Origin of the sequence: Enterobacter cloacae complex sp. 2024EL-00711, from assembly GCF_047529885.1 — a bacterium.
GTDB classification, from domain to species: Bacteria; Pseudomonadota; Gammaproteobacteria; order Enterobacterales; family Enterobacteriaceae; genus Enterobacter; species Enterobacter ludwigii.
The window spans coordinates 833,330-847,751 of record NZ_JBLIZC010000001.1 but is presented as its reverse complement, the minus strand read 5'-3'; the positions used below and the strand labels follow the sequence as shown (position 1 = coordinate 847,751).

Below are 14,422 nucleotides of genomic sequence, written 5' to 3'. Positions count from 1 at the left end.
TGATGTATTATGGATTTGATATTGGCGGCACCAAAATTGCGCTGGGCGTGTTTGATAAAAACCTCAAACTGCAGTGGGAAACCCGCATTCCCACACCACGCGAAAGCTATGATGAATTTTTAACTGCCATTGCCGCGCTGGTGGCGCAAGCTGATTCACGTTTTGGCGTGAAAGGCAGCGTCGGCATTGGTATTCCGGGAATGCCCGAAACTGACGATGGTACGCTGTATGCGGCCAACGTTCCTGCTGCCAGCGGTAAACCGCTGCGCGCCGATCTCTCCGCTCTGCTTGAACGCGACGTGCGTTTAGATAATGATGCCAACTGTTTTGCACTCTCCGAAGCCTGGGACGATGAGTTTCAGCGCTATCCGCTGGTGATGGGGCTGATCCTCGGCACGGGCGTAGGGGGAGGGATCGTCATCAACGGTAAGCCGATTACCGGGCGCAGTTACATTACGGGAGAGTTCGGCCATATCCGCCTGCCGGTTGATGCCCTGGCGGTCGTCGGGCGCGACTTCCCGCTGACCCGCTGCGGTTGCGGTCAGCATGGCTGTATTGAGAACTACCTCTCCGGACGTGGGTTTGCATGGCTTTACGAACACTTCTATCATCAGAAACTTGAAGCCCCTCAAATCATTACCTTGTGGGAGCAGGGGGATGCGCAGGCGCGAGAGCACGTTGAGCGCTATCTGGATCTGCTGGCGGTGTGTCTGGGAAATATTCTCACCATCGTCGACCCGGATCTGCTGGTGATTGGGGGAGGGCTTTCAAACTTTAGCGCGTTAACGGAACAGCTGTCCGGGCGTTTGCCCCGACATTTATTGCCGGTTGCCCGCGTGCCGCGTATTGAACGTGCGCGACACGGGGACGCAGGAGGGATGCGCGGAGCCGCATTCCTTCATCTCACCGATTAGTTTACGAGGTTTTTATGCTGTCGCGTCGCTTAGGTCGACTCAGCCGTTTTCGCAAAAATAAACGCCGCTTACGTGAGCGCTTGCGCCAGCGGATCTTTTTCAGAGACAGAATGATGCCAGAAGCGATGGATAAACCCAGAGTGGTGGTGCTGACCGGGGCGGGGATCTCCGCAGAGTCAGGTATTCGTACTTTCCGCGCTGCGGACGGGTTATGGGAAGAGCACCGTGTTGAGGATGTGGCGACGCCGGAAGGCTTTGCCCGCGATCCGGATCTTGTACAGGCGTTTTATAACGCCCGCCGTCGTCAGCTGCAGCAGCCAGAGGTTGTGCCTAATCCGGCGCATCTGGCGCTGGCGAAGCTGGAAGAGGCGCTTGGCGATCGTTTTTTGCTGGTTACGCAGAATATCGACAATCTGCATGAACGGGCCGGTAACAAAAACATCATCCATATGCACGGTGAACTGCTGAAAGTTCGCTGCGCCTGGAGCGGTCAGGTGCTGGACTGGAAAGAGGACGTGCTGCCTGAAGATAAGTGCCATTGCTGCCAGTTTCCATCGCGCCTGCGCCCGCATGTGGTCTGGTTTGGTGAAATGCCGCTTGGTATGGATGACATTTACAGCGCGCTGGCCATGGCGGATGTCTTTATCGCCATTGGCACGTCTGGCCATGTCTATCCGGCGGCCGGGTTTGTTCACGAAGCGCGGCTGCACGGCGCGCATACGGTTGAGCTGAATCTGGAGCCGAGCCAGGTGGGCAGCGAGTTCGAAGAGAAGCACTATGGCCTGGCCAGTACCGTCGTACCGGAGTTTGTCGATAAGCTCCTGAAAGGGCTGTAATCGCGATAGCCTGAAAAGGCACCCGTCCTGCGGGTGCCTTTTTTGTTTATGGCGTAAAGTACGCCAGCGTTTTCTCCAGCGATTTCGCCTGTTCGTCCAGCGACAGGGCCGCTGCCGAGATCTGTTGTACCAGGGACGCGTTCTGCTGGGTCGTGCTGTCCATCTGATTGACGGCAATGCTGACCTGGCTAATTCCCCGATTCTGCTCATCCAGAGCCTGAACAATATCGTTAATCACCAGATGCACATGCGACACGGCCTCGATGACCTGCTTCATCATGACGCCGGTTTCATTGACCAGCTCAACGCCTTTGCTGACACGGCCTGAAGACTCGGCTATCAGCTGGGAGATCTCTTTTGCCGCGTTGGCGCTTCGCTGGGCAAGGTTGCGAACTTCACCCGCCACCACTGCAAAACCGCGCCCCTGTTCGCCCGCGCGCGCCGCTTCTACGGCGGCATTCAGCGCCAGAATATTGGTCTGGAAGGCGATACCGTCCACAATGCTGTTGATCTCTCCAATCTTACGGGCGCTTTCGTCAATTTCCCCGATCACCACCACGACATCGTTCACCAGCGTCTCGCCATGTCCGGCAAGGGTCGCGGCACGATCGGTAAGGGTGGTAGCTTTGTGCGCATTGTCGGCGTTATTTTTCACCGTGACCGAAATCTCTTCCATGCTGGCTGCGGTTTCGACAATCGCCGCTGCCTGTTCTTCGGTGCGTGAGGCCAGATCGAGATTGCCTGCCGAAATTTCACTGGTGCCACCGTGAACGGAGTGGCTGGCTTCGCTGATGTTACCCACGATGCGCTTGAGCTGCATCTGCATGGTGTGTAGGGCGTAAAAAATACTGCTGGTATCCCCGGGACGCACCGGGATAGCGTTGTTCAGGTCGCCGCCGGCCACGGCCAGCGCGATCCCGGCGGCATCTGACGGTTCGCCCCCCACCGGGCGGTCCACTTTACGGGTAAAGATTTGCGCCATGACCAGGCTGACAACCACAATGCTTAACACCATCAGGAGGATGGCTTTCAGTAAAAATTGTCTTGCCTCGGCCATCACTTCGCTGACCGGGGTGACGATAGCCAGCTTCCAGGGCGTCTGACTGTTGCCGATGGTAATCGCCTGCCAGGTGATAAACGCCTCTTCCTTCAGTTGAGGATCGTTTGTGCGTATCACCTCATCCCCTGTGACAGTTCCGGTGTAAGGCTTGCCTACGGCACGTTTATCCGGGCTGGAAACCACGCTGTTGCCCGCCGACAGAAGCAGGGCGTAGCCTGTACCGTTCCACGGCTTAATCGCCCCGATCATCGATTGCAGGGTGGCGAGTGAGAAATCCGACGTGACGGACCCCAGGAACTGACCCTCACGCATGATGGGGGCGGCAATCGAGGTGAGCATTACGTCCACCCCATTGTAGGGATAAATATAGGGTTCGATGATGACATCTTTTTGCCGTTGCTTCGGCAGCAGATAATAATCGCCGCTGCCGGGCGTTTCGATGTCCGTCAGCAGATGTAATGCCGGTTTGCCTGTGGCGTCGCGGTCAACGTAGCGGGCGTAACGTCCGGCAGGATCTTCACCGCTCTGACCGGCAAAGGTGGCATCGTTGCCATCGAAGGCATCAGGTTCAAAGGCCATCGACATTGAAAGAAACTGAGGGTGCGCTGAGAGATAATGGATTAGCAGCTGGTTGAGTCCCTGTCGATCAACGATGCCCGCGTCGCGCAGTGCCTGAGCGCTATTTCCCATGTCACGCGCGGCCGCCAGGGCGGAATCCATCTGTTTACTGACCTGCAACGACTGCACTTCAGCAATCTGACGGATGTGTTTTTTAGCCAGCACTTCTTGCTGATCCATCCACTGCCACATCATAAAACCGATCGTTGCCGTAAAGCCCACCGTCACGGTGAGGAAAATGGACAATAGCATCAACGTCTTGACTCTTATTTTTTGTTTTCGGACCATGGCGTCTTTCATTCTCAACTCCCGTAATGACGTGCATGTCGGGCAGGCACAGATCACTTATCGGATATTTCGCCATGTTTCTGTAGAGCACCGGGTATATTTAATTTAAATTTTTGAACGCTAATTCCCGTTAATTAGTGTGGATGCTTTTATTTTGTGCATTCAATCAAATTAGTGTTCGATAATGCTCGTTATCGTTGTGCAGATAGGGGATGCTAATAAATATAAAGACGTTCAGGAGGATGGGATATGTATGGATTTATCGCGAGACAACCCATTTTTAACCTCGATATGAATACCGTGGCCTATGAGCTGCTTTTCAGAGACGGAATGACCAACCGTTTCCCCGATGTGTCGGCGGAATATGCCACATCCAGAATGATATCAGACCAGTTCTTATCCGTGCCGTCCCAGCGCATCGCCGGGGAACATACGTCGTTTATCAATTTTCCTTCCCGGATGATCATCGACCGCAGCGCTGAGGCGCTGGACAAAAACAACGTGGTCATTGAGATCCTGGAAGATGCTGACCCGGGTGAGGCGCTTTTGCAGGCCGTGAGAGAAATGTATGAGCACGGGTACTGCTTTGCGCTCGATGATTTCACTCTCGCACCGGAATGGGATGTTTTCTTGCCCTATATTTCCATCATCAAATTCGATGTCCAGAATTACACCTTAGCGCAAATTCAAAATTACCTGAGTGAGCGTAAAAGCCTGACCGGGCATATTAAATATCTGGCTGAAAAAATTGAGACTAAAGAGGAATTCAAACAATACAGCGATGCCGGATTTTCTCTTTTCCAGGGATATTTTTTCTGTCGTCCGGAGGTGATTAAATATAAACGGCTATCGCAAAATCAGCTTGCAATTTTCCGTCTGCAAATGGAAGTAGGACGCAATAAACCTGACTTTCGGATCATCGAGGCGTTAATCAAAAGCGACCTCACGCTGTCCTATAAAATCATGCGCTATATGAAGCACACCGCTTTTAAACACATGGGGGCCTGTAATTTCAGCAAGTTAACCCTGAGTGAAGTGCTGAGGTATCTTGGAGAAAATCAGCTCAGAAGGTTTGTAGCCGTTGTAGTGCTGGCAAGTGCAGCCAACGACACCGTCACCGAGCTTTACCCGATGAGTATGATGCGCGGGAAATTCTGTGAACTGATTGCCGAGAAACTGAACGAGCCGATGCTGGCTGAGAATGCGTTCATGTGCGGTCTGTTCTCACTGCTTGATACCCTGCTTGAGCTGCCGATGGCAGAGCTGATGACGCAAATTGCTGTCCCGCAGAGCGTGAGTAATGCGTTGTGCCATCAGGAAGGGCAGTTAGCGGACATGGTTCGCCTCTGCCATTACTACGAGCAGCAGCAGTGGGATGAGGCAAGCAGAATAAGTCACGCGCTGGGGCTGGCAGAGGACGAGATCGTAGAGGCGATGAGGAAGGCCACGATCTGGGCCGGGGAGAACGCCGTCAGTTAATCGTTCCTCACTCCGCTAAGACGGAGTGAGGAAGAAAGCCTGGCCGCTTACCGGCCCGCTTTTAATTTCTGGTAATACTCTTCATAGATGCGGCTTGCGTCACCGACATCGTTTTGCCACTCGCCTTTACTGATGGTTTGCGCATCCGGATAGAGCGATTTGTCGTTCGCGACGGCCGGGCTGAGCAGCTTGCGCGCAGCGAGGTTCGGGGTGGGATAACCAATGGTCTCCGCAACTTGTTTCGCGACGTCCGGGCGCAGCAGGAAGTTAATCAGCTTCAGGGCACCGTCAACGTTCTTCGCGTTTGCAGGAATAGAGAGGCTATCCATCCAGAAGATCCCGCCTTCTTTCGGCCACACTACCTCCAGCGGCGTACCGGCCTGACGGGCAACATACGCGGAGCCGTTCCACACCATGCCCAGATTCACTTCGCCTTCCATATACGGGTTTGCCGGGTTATCAGAGTTGAATGCCGCCACGTTAGGCATCAGCTTTTTCAGCTCGTTATAGGCCGCTTCAATCTCTTTCGGGTCCGTCGTATTGCCTGAGTAGCCGAGCTTACGCAGCGCTACCTGGAACACTTCGCGCGCGTCGTCGGTTAACAGCAGGCTGCCTTTGTATTCCGGTTTCCACAGATCGGCCCAGCTTGTAACGGTTTTCGGATCGATAGCCTCGCTGTTGACACCAATGGCGGTTGCGCCCCAGATGTAAGGAATGGAGTAGTCGTTATTCGGGTCAAACGGCTTATTGAGCATCTCCGGATCGAGATTGTTGAAGTGAGTGAGCTTCGTTTTATCGATCTTCTGAATCATGCCCTCTTTGCGCATTTTATCGACGAAATAGGTCGACGGGACGACCAGATCGTACGCGCCTTCTTTGTAAGTTTTGAGCTTGGCGTACATGGTTTCATTCGACTCATAGGTAGAATAGATAACCTTGATGCCCGTCTCTTTCGTGAACTGCTCCAGCAGGCCCGGTGGCACATACTCGGTCCAGTTATAGAAATAGAGCGTTTTGCTGTCATCAGCGTGCGCGGCACCCATTCCGAGCACCAGTGCCGCAGCGGCAAGCATTTTTTTCATTTCATTGTCCCCTGAGATTTTGTTTTATCACGAGCAATAACCTGGCTGGCAATCACCAGCACCAGCGAGAACACTAACAGTATGGTCGCCAGCGCGTTCACCTCGGGCGAGACGCCGACTTTCACCATTGAATAGATCTTCAATGGCAGAATTTCATAACTCGGGCCGGTGACGAAGGAGGAGACCACCACATCGTCCATCGACAGGGTAAAACTCAGCAGCCATCCGGCAGCCACGGCGGGCATCGCCAGCGGCAGGATGATTTTGCGCAGGATGGTCATCTCACTGGCACCCAGATCTTTTGCGGCTTCCAGCATGCGTACGTCAAACCCTTTCAGGCGTGCGAAGACGGTGACCACCACAAACGGCAGGCAGAAAGTGATGTGGGAGAACAGCAGTGACCAGAAACCCAACTGGACGCCCAGCAGCATAAACAGCACCAGCAGCGAAATCGCCATGACGATATCCGGCGACATCATCACCACAAACAGCATCCCGCTGACGAACGGTTTACCCCGGAAGCGATAGCGATAGAGCGCCACGGCGGTAAGCGAACCAATCAGCGTGGCGAAGGTGGCGGAGAAAATCGCCATCGTCAGGGAGTGCTGAGCAGCCTGCAGCAGGCTGTCGTTGTTCATCAGCAGGCTGTACCAGTTGGTAGTGAAACCTTGCCAGTTGATGCCGAAACGCGAGCTGTTAAACGAGTTCACGATCAAAATAATGATCGGAATATAAAGATAGGCATAGATGGCGGTCATAAAACCGCCGCGAAGCAGTCGACCGATCATTCGAGTTCCACCTTTTTATTCAGTAATCGTGAAGCACGCCAGTAGATCAACAGCATCAGGCCCATCACCACCGTGAGCGTAATGCTGGTAGCGGAACCGAACGGCCAGTCGCGAATGTTCAGGAACTGGCTCTTAATCACGTTGCCGATAAGCAGGTTTTTCGCGCCGCCCATCAGGTCGGACACGTAGAACAAGCCCATTGCCGGCAGCATTACCAGCAGACAACCTGCAATGATGCCAGGCATGGTCAACGGAATGATAATCCGGATAAAGGTCTGCAGTTTGCTGGCGCCCAGGTCTCTCGCAGCTTCCAGCAGCGGTTTATCCAGCTTCTCAATGCTGGAATAGAGCGGCATCACCATAAAGGGCAGCAGGATATAGACCAGACCCACAATGACCGCACCCGGCGTAAACATGATGCGCACTGGCGTATCAATCACGCCCAGCCACAACAGGAACTCGTTCAGATAGCCTTTGGTGCTGAGGAAAATTTTCAGCCCGTAGATGCGGATCAGGGAGTTGGTCCAGAAAGGCACGATCAGCAAAAAGAGCAGCAGTGGACGCACTTTTTGCGGCAGACGTGCCAGAAACCATGCAAAGGGATAACCCAGCACCAGGCAGGCAACGGTGGCGATCAGCGCCATATTAAGCGAGTGCAACAGCACGTCAAAATAGAGCGGATCGAGCAGACGCGAGTAGTTGTCCAGCGTAAAGACCAGCTTTACGAAGTCAGTATCGTCGCGGGTCAGGAAGCTGGTGGCGATGATCATCAGGTTGGGTAAGAAGACAAACAACACAAGCCAACCGACGATAGTAGCAATCACCACATTCTGGAATTTACTTGTGTTCTTCATCAGCCAGTACAACCTCCCAGCTTTCTACCCAGTTGATAACCATTTTCTGGTCGAGGGAGTGGTCGAAATCAGGGTCGTCCTCATTAAAGAACTCACTGACCATCACCATCTTACCGTTTTCCAGTTCGACGACAGACTCCAGCGTCATCCCTTTATAGTTGCGCTCCCGGATATAGCCAATCAGGCCCTCGGCATCAGTATTGCCGTGGATCTCTTCAACGCGCAGATCCTCCGGGCGCAGCAGGACGTTGAGCTTTTGCCCTTTTTCGACGGCAAAATTCACGGTGATATTGCACTCGCGGCCTTCTACGTTGGCCCGCACGCGCTGTTCGTCCAGGCGTTCAATCACCGTGGCGTTGAAAATGTTGATTTCCCCAATGAAGCTGGCCACGAACAGGTTTTTCGGCTCTTCATAGATTTCACGTGGCGTGCCGTCCTGCTCGATTTTGCCGTCACGCATCACCACGATACGGTCCGACATGGTGAGTGCCTCTTCCTGATCGTGGGTAACGAAGACAAAGGTAATGCCGAGCTTGCGCTGCAGGGCTTTAAGCTCGTTCTGCATCTGCTTGCGCAGTTTATAGTCCAGCGCGGAAAGTGACTCATCCAGCAGGAGCAGACGCGGTTTATTGACCACAGCGCGGGCGATAGCAACGCGCTGCTGCTGGCCGCCGGAAAGCTGGTGTGGCTTACGCTGGGCAAATTCTTCCAGTTGCACCATGCGCAGCGCGTCGGTAACGCGAGCCGGGATCTCGCTGGCCGGGGTTTTTTGCATCCGCAGGCCAAATGCGACGTTCTCGAACACGGTCATGTGCGGAAACAGGGCATAGCTCTGAAAGACGGTATTCACGTGCCGCTCTTCGGCGGGGACCTGGGTGATATCCTGGTTTTCAAGGTGGATGTGACCGCTATCGACGTTTTCCAGTCCGGCGATAAGGCGCAGTACGGTTGTCTTGCCGCAGCCAGAGGGGCCAAGCAGCGTGAGGAACTCACCGTCATTGATGGTCAGGTTGAGCCCGGAAATAACATCTTTACCATCAAAACTTTTACGAATTCGTTCCAGTTGCACCAGCGGTGAACGTGAACGGGATTGTGTATTCAATTTTTGCGCTGTCCCATATAGACGCTCCGGGATGCAGACCGAAGCGGGGTTTGTGTGTAACCACCTTGGTGACTCGTAATGAGGGCGGACATTCTACGGCAAACCACTGTAATCGCCAATCCTTGTCACTGATTCATAAGCTACATTTACTAACGGATACGATATAAACGGAAAATATTCTCGTTTGCGGGATAAAAGTGACCTGACGCAATATTTGCCTTTTGATGCTTATTGATAATGTTGTCACAAAAAGTGAGGGTGACTGCATGGATAAATTACTTGAGCGTTTTTTACAGTACGTTTCGCTGGATACCCAATCTAAACCGGGTGTCCGCCAGGTGCCAAGCACCGAAGGCCAGTGGAAGTTATTAAACCTGCTCAAAGAGCAGCTCGACGCCATGGGGCTGGTTAACGTCACGTTAAGCGAGAAAGGCACTGTGATGGGAACGCTGCCTGCGAATGTCTCCGGTGATATCCCGGCGATTGGCTTTATCTCCCATGTCGACACCTCTCCGGATTTTAGCGGTAAACATGTGAACCCGCAGATTGTTGAAAACTACCGCGGCGGCGACATTGCGCTGGGGATTGGTGACGAAGTACTGTCGCCGGTGATGTTCCCGGTGCTGCACCAGCTGCTCGGTCAGACGCTCATCACCACCGACGGCAAAACGCTGCTGGGTGCCGATGACAAAGCGGGTATTGCCGAGATCATGACGGCGCTGGCGGTGCTGAAAGAGAAAAATATCCCGCACGGGGATATCCGTGTCGCCTTTACGCCGGATGAAGAGGTCGGCAAGGGGGCAAAACACTTCGACGTAGATGCTTTTAACGCGAAGTGGGCCTACACCGTCGACGGTGGCGGCGTAGGGGAACTGGAGTTCGAGAATTTCAACGCCGCGTCCGTGACAATCAAAATCGTCGGAAACAACGTTCATCCTGGCTCCGCCAAAGGGGTCATGGTGAATGCGTTGTCGCTGGCGTCGCGTATTCATGCGGAAGTTCCGCCAGAAGAGAGCCCGGAACAGACCGACGGTTATGAAGGTTTTTATCACCTGACCAGCATTAAAGGCACCGTAGACAGTGCGCAGATGCACTACATCATTCGCGACTTTGACCGTAAAGCATTTGAAGCGCGTAAACGTAAGATGATGGAGATAGCCAAAAAGGTCGGTAAGGGCCTGCATCCGGATTGCTATATCGAGCTGATTATCGAAGACAGCTACTACAATATGCGCGAGAAAGTGATGGCGCATCCGCATATCCTCGATATCGCGCAGCAGGCAATGCGTGACTGTGATATTGAACCGCTGTTAAAACCGATTCGTGGCGGCACAGACGGTTCGCAGCTGTCGTTTATGGGGCTGCCTTGCCCGAATCTGTTTACCGGTGGCTACAACTATCACGGCAAGCACGAGTTCGTGACGCTGGAAGGAATGGAAAAAGCGGTGAAGGTGATTGTGCGAATTGCGGAGCTGACCGCGGCGCGGTAATGACAAAAAAAAGGCCGGGTCAGGCGAAGCCGCCACCCGGCACGCTTTTCTTTACGGTTTAGTCCTCAAAGAACCAGTACCCGCTGTTCACCAGCGCGGCGAGCATCGCGAGGAAAGAGGGATCTTCCAGCGCATCGCCAAAGGTATCGGCCGTTAAGGTCAGGTGGCTGGCAATAGCCTCCAGCGCCGGACGGTGAGGGGAGTCCAGCTTCTCGCCGTTAACGAAAACATCTTCACCGATGCGCAGTACGCGCAACCCGCCCAGACGAACCAGTTTGTCGCCCTGTTGCAGTGCGTCATAAATCTCGTCGGCCTGGTATGGCGGCTCTGGCGGTGCCACATCCAGCTCATGGCGTGACTGGCTGATAAACTCACCAAACCACTGGCTGAAATGCGCCGGTTCATTGATCAAATCCAGCATCATGCCGCGAAGCTTGTCCAGTTCGGCTGGCACAATATCGGCCGGGTGCTCGCGTGCAGGCACATCCGGATCGCTGTAACGATGGCTGCCCAGTTCACGCTGCAGCACGTAGTCAGCAAAGCCGCTGATCATTTCGCGACCGCTTGGTGCGCGGAATCCGACGGAGTAGTTCAGCGAGTTTTCCAGCGAATACCCTTCGTGCGGGAACCCTGGTGGGATATAGAGAATATCACCCGGCTCCAGCTCTTCATCGATAATCCCTTCAAACGGATCGACCTGAAGCAGGTCCGGATGCGGGCAGTGCTGTTTCATCGGCACTTTGTCGCCCACGCGCCAGCGGCGGCGGCCTGTACCCTGAATGATGAACACGTCGTACTGGTCCAGATGCGGACCAACGCCCCCTCCTGGCACGGAGAAGGAGATCATCAGATCGTCCATTCGCCAGTCGGGCAGGGCGCGGAACGGACGCATTAACGCCGCAGTCGGTTCATGCCAGTGGTTAACCGCCTGAACCAGTAATGACCAGTTGTTTTCACCGAGGTGATCGTAGCTTTCGAAAGGACCGTGGCTGACCTGCCATTTCCCGTCCTGGTGGCTTACCAGGCGGCTGTCGACTTCACTCTCCATGGCCAGGCCGGCCAGTTCGTCAGGGGAGAGAGGATCGACAAAATTGCTGAACCCGCGTTTAAGAACGACCGGGCGTTTCTGCCAGTAACGTTCAATAAATTCGGGCCAGTTAAGTGTTAAGTGATAATCCATATTTTTTTATTCCGCAGGCTCTTACTGACTCGGATTATAACGGAAGCACAGGAGCCTGGGTGCGAGATCCTCGCATTTTTCACATAACGGGTTAACTATCGTTCGATGTGGGCTGCTGGCGACCGAAAATGACCTCCATTCTGGCGCCTCCGAGTAAACTGTCTTCGGTTTCAATTTTTCCGTCGTACTGGTCGACGATTTCGCGTGCCACCGCTAACCCAACCCCCTGGCCGGGGCGTAACGTATCCGCACGCTGTCCGCGGTCGAATACCACATCACGTTTATTGCGTGGGATCCCCGGGCCATCATCCTCAACGATAATATGCAATTCGTTATCCGTCTGACGCGCGGAAACTTCCACGAATTCCAGGCAATATTTACAGGCGTTATCCAGCAAATTGCCCATCACTTCCATGAAATCATTTTGTTCACCAACAAAGCTGATTTCGGGAGAGATATCGAGGCTGATATTGACCCCTTTGCGCTGGTAAACCTTGTTGAGCGCGGAGATGAGGTTATCCAGAAGCGGTGCCACAGGATGCAGTTCGCGGCTCAATAACGCGCTGCCGGAACGCATGCTGGCACGGTGCAGATAGTAACCAATTTGCTGAGAAATACGGCTGATCTGTTCCAGCATCACCGGCTCGGCGTCATCAACGCTCAGCTTTGAGCTGCGCATCGAACGCAGGGTACTTTGCATCACCGCCAGCGGCGTTTTCAGGCTATGCGTGAGGTCGGTGAGGGTGGTGCGGTATTTATCATAGCGCTCACGTTCGCTTTTCAGCAGACGGTTGAGGTTACGCACCAGGCTTGTCAGCTCGCGGGTAGTCTCCGGGTTGAGCTTCTCACGATGATGTTCTTCCAGCTCGCGCACCTCTCTCGCCAGCGATTCGATGGGGCGTAAACTCCACCACGCGGCGAGCCACAGCAGCGGGATTACTAGCAGCAGATTCGCGGCCAGAACATAGACGAACCAGTTCCATACCATATAAGAACGTTTAAGTTCGACCGGGATGGTATCGACCACCACGATGGTTAACTGCGGCATGTTCATCGTGGCCGGGTAGAGGTTAATCGCCACGGAGTGCGTCATTTCTGTTTCGGCATCGTCTGCGCGGATCTCATTCAGCTTTTGCTGCAGGGAGCGGTCCTCGCGCAGCAGCGAGCTGGTGGTGTTCAGATCGGCTTCAAGTTCGTGGAAACCATTGGTCTTAAGCCATTCCGGACGAATACTTTTAACCAGCCATGGGATATCGCGTTGTGCCCAAAGTAGTTTTCCCTTTTCATTATAAATCAGGGCCAGCGTCGGGCTTTGCTGGTTAAGGTTTTCCGGCATTTCGACGGTGATCGTGTTGTTTTCCCATTTCGCCAGGGTATAAAACAGGTTGCTTTCACCACGCAACAGTCGAAAAGTTGTTTTATCAAAACTGACGCTGTAGCCCACCAGAGCCACCATGCCGTAGGAGAGGGATAACACCAGCACGACGGCGGCCGTTGCCAGTAAAAAGCGAACCCGCAGCGAGAGGGGCAGAATATGACGCAAGATCCCTTTCATTTAGCGTATTTCGAACAGATAACCCTGACCACGGACGGTCGTGATCACGTCCTGCGGGTACTCCGCCTGAATTTTCTTGCGCAGACGTCCCATCAACACATCAATCGTGTGGCTCTCACGCAGCTCGGCATCCGGATAAAGCTGAAGCATTAAGGAATCTTTGCTCACCACTTTGCCGCTGTTGCGGATTAACGTTTCCATGATGGTGTATTCAAACGCGGTCAGCTTAATGACTTCATTATTGATCGAGAATTCACGACGGGAGAGATCAACCTGGAAAGGGGGAATCGAAATCACCTGGGAGGCCAGGCCGCTGTTGCGGCGTAGCAGTGCCTGCATGCGTGCCGCCACTTCTTCGATGTGAAACGGCTTGGTGACGTAATCATCCGCGCCCGCGCTGAGCACTTCAACCTTGTCCTGCCAGCCTTCACGTGCGGTCAACACCAGAACCGGAAGGGAGACATCATGGCTGCGCCAGCGACGAATCAACGACAAACCGTCTTCATCAGGCAATCCGAGATCGACGATGGCGATGTCCGGCAGGTGCTCATTGAGATAATAATCGGCTTCTTTTGCATCTTCGGCATCGTCCACCTGATGTCCCATCTCCTGAAGCTGAACCTTCAGGTGATGGCGTAGCAATGCGTTATCCTCAACAACCAGTACGCGCATCATCTTTTCTCCCTATATGAATGGTATGAATAGTTTAACGCTGATTATGGAGTTTGAAACCAGCGTCATGAAATTAAATGACTTTTTTCATGCTCCCGTACTGTTTGGGGCGTCCTGGGGGCATCGCTGTCGGCATCTGATTGTTCAGCATGTTGACCTGACCCTGGCGCATATCTCCTATCAACCTGGAATAAACCTCGTCGCCAATCCCAAGAAATCGAATTTTTTGAAAAATAGATCTCATTTGCTCGTGATTTTTTCTCTGGTGGAAAACGAAACGTAGATTTTGCGGCTCGGTTTTTCCAGATCAACATCATCCCATGCCAGGGCTCAAATCTTGCCAGGCCTCATTCCCGAGTGTAGGAGTACTATGATGGTCAACGCCAATTTTCGGGGGAGGGCTGCAATCAGCGCCAGGTTCTCATGAAGTAAAAGTGGATCGGGATCGGCCTTAGATAGCCTAAGCCGCGATACACCCTCATAAGGAGCGTATAATATAAACCG

Annotated in this window: 12 protein-coding genes; 4 read left to right on the top strand and 8 right to left on the bottom strand. The window is 53.6% G+C overall.

Annotated elements, in window-relative coordinates; all coding sequences use genetic code 11:
* The first annotated feature begins 2 nt into the window (after nt 1-2).
* The gene (gene nagK / locus ACMVME_RS04180; RefSeq protein ID WP_044867442.1) at nt 3-914 is read left to right on the top strand and encodes an N-acetylglucosamine kinase; all 912 of its coding nucleotides are present in this window, start codon (nt 3-5) and stop codon (nt 912-914) included.
* Nucleotides 915-928: 14 nt separating this feature from the next.
* Nucleotides 929-1,750 (top strand): Sir2 family NAD+-dependent deacetylase, encoded by an 822-nt coding sequence (cobB, locus tag ACMVME_RS04175; RefSeq protein ID WP_014169599.1) that lies wholly within the window; start codon nt 929-931, stop codon nt 1,748-1,750.
* 46 nt (nt 1,751-1,796) lie between these two features.
* Here cobB and ACMVME_RS04170 read toward each other — a convergent pair whose 3' ends face one another.
* Nucleotides 1,797-3,728 (bottom strand): methyl-accepting chemotaxis protein, encoded by a 1,932-nt coding sequence (locus ACMVME_RS04170; RefSeq protein WP_050736642.1) that lies wholly within the window; start codon nt 3,726-3,728, stop codon nt 1,797-1,799.
* 237 nt (nt 3,729-3,965) lie between these two features.
* Here ACMVME_RS04170 and ACMVME_RS04165 point away from each other — a divergent pair, with 237 nt between their 5' ends.
* Nucleotides 3,966-5,195 carry an EAL and HDOD domain-containing protein gene (locus ACMVME_RS04165; RefSeq protein ID WP_050736643.1) on the top strand — a complete coding sequence of 410 codons (1,230 nt, stop codon included), beginning with the start codon at nt 3,966-3,968 and terminating at the stop codon, nt 5,193-5,195.
* Nucleotides 5,196-5,242: 47 nt separating this feature from the next.
* Here the strand turns inward: ACMVME_RS04165 and potD are convergent, their stop codons facing one another.
* The 4 genes from potD to potA are packed head-to-tail and all read right to left on the bottom strand — an operon-like array spanning nt 5,243 to nt 9,054.
* Nucleotides 5,243-6,277, bottom strand: a complete 1,035-nt coding sequence (gene potD / locus ACMVME_RS04160) for a spermidine/putrescine ABC transporter substrate-binding protein PotD (RefSeq protein WP_014169602.1) — start codon at nt 6,275-6,277, stop codon at nt 5,243-5,245.
* On the bottom strand, nt 6,274-7,065 hold the full coding sequence (gene potC, locus ACMVME_RS04155; protein WP_014169603.1) for a spermidine/putrescine ABC transporter permease PotC: 792 nt from the start codon (nt 7,063-7,065) through the stop codon (nt 6,274-6,276). The genes potD and potC overlap by 4 nt, the downstream gene beginning before the upstream one ends.
* On the bottom strand, nt 7,062-7,919 hold the full coding sequence (gene potB / locus ACMVME_RS04150) for a spermidine/putrescine ABC transporter permease PotB (protein ID WP_020884651.1): 858 nt from the start codon (nt 7,917-7,919) through the stop codon (nt 7,062-7,064). Before potB ends, potC begins: the two co-directional genes overlap by 4 nt.
* On the bottom strand, nt 7,903-9,054 hold the full coding sequence (gene potA, locus ACMVME_RS04145) for a spermidine/putrescine ABC transporter ATP-binding protein PotA (protein WP_171032980.1): 1,152 nt from the start codon (nt 9,052-9,054) through the stop codon (nt 7,903-7,905). The genes potB and potA overlap by 17 nt, the downstream gene beginning before the upstream one ends.
* Nucleotides 9,055-9,287: 233 nt before the next feature.
* Between potA and pepT the strand changes: the two genes are divergently transcribed.
* Nucleotides 9,288-10,511, top strand: a complete 1,224-nt coding sequence (gene pepT, locus ACMVME_RS04140) for a peptidase T (protein WP_020884649.1) — start codon at nt 9,288-9,290, stop codon at nt 10,509-10,511.
* Between the two features lie 58 nt (nt 10,512-10,569).
* On the opposite strand, the gene ACMVME_RS04135 is transcribed toward pepT, so the two are convergent.
* From ACMVME_RS04135 to phoP, 3 genes are all read right to left on the bottom strand, one after another.
* Nucleotides 10,570-11,691: a cupin domain-containing protein gene (locus ACMVME_RS04135; protein WP_032677894.1), complete on the bottom strand. Its 1,122-nt coding sequence runs from the start codon at nt 11,689-11,691 to the stop codon at nt 10,570-10,572.
* A gap of 91 nt (nt 11,692-11,782) precedes the next feature.
* Nucleotides 11,783-13,246, bottom strand: a complete 1,464-nt coding sequence (gene phoQ / locus ACMVME_RS04130; protein WP_044867219.1) for a two-component system sensor histidine kinase PhoQ — start codon at nt 13,244-13,246, stop codon at nt 11,783-11,785.
* Nucleotides 13,247-13,918, bottom strand: a complete 672-nt coding sequence (gene phoP, locus ACMVME_RS04125) for a two-component system response regulator PhoP (protein ID WP_032670531.1) — start codon at nt 13,916-13,918, stop codon at nt 13,247-13,249.
* Between the last annotated feature and the right edge of the window lie 504 nt (nt 13,919-14,422).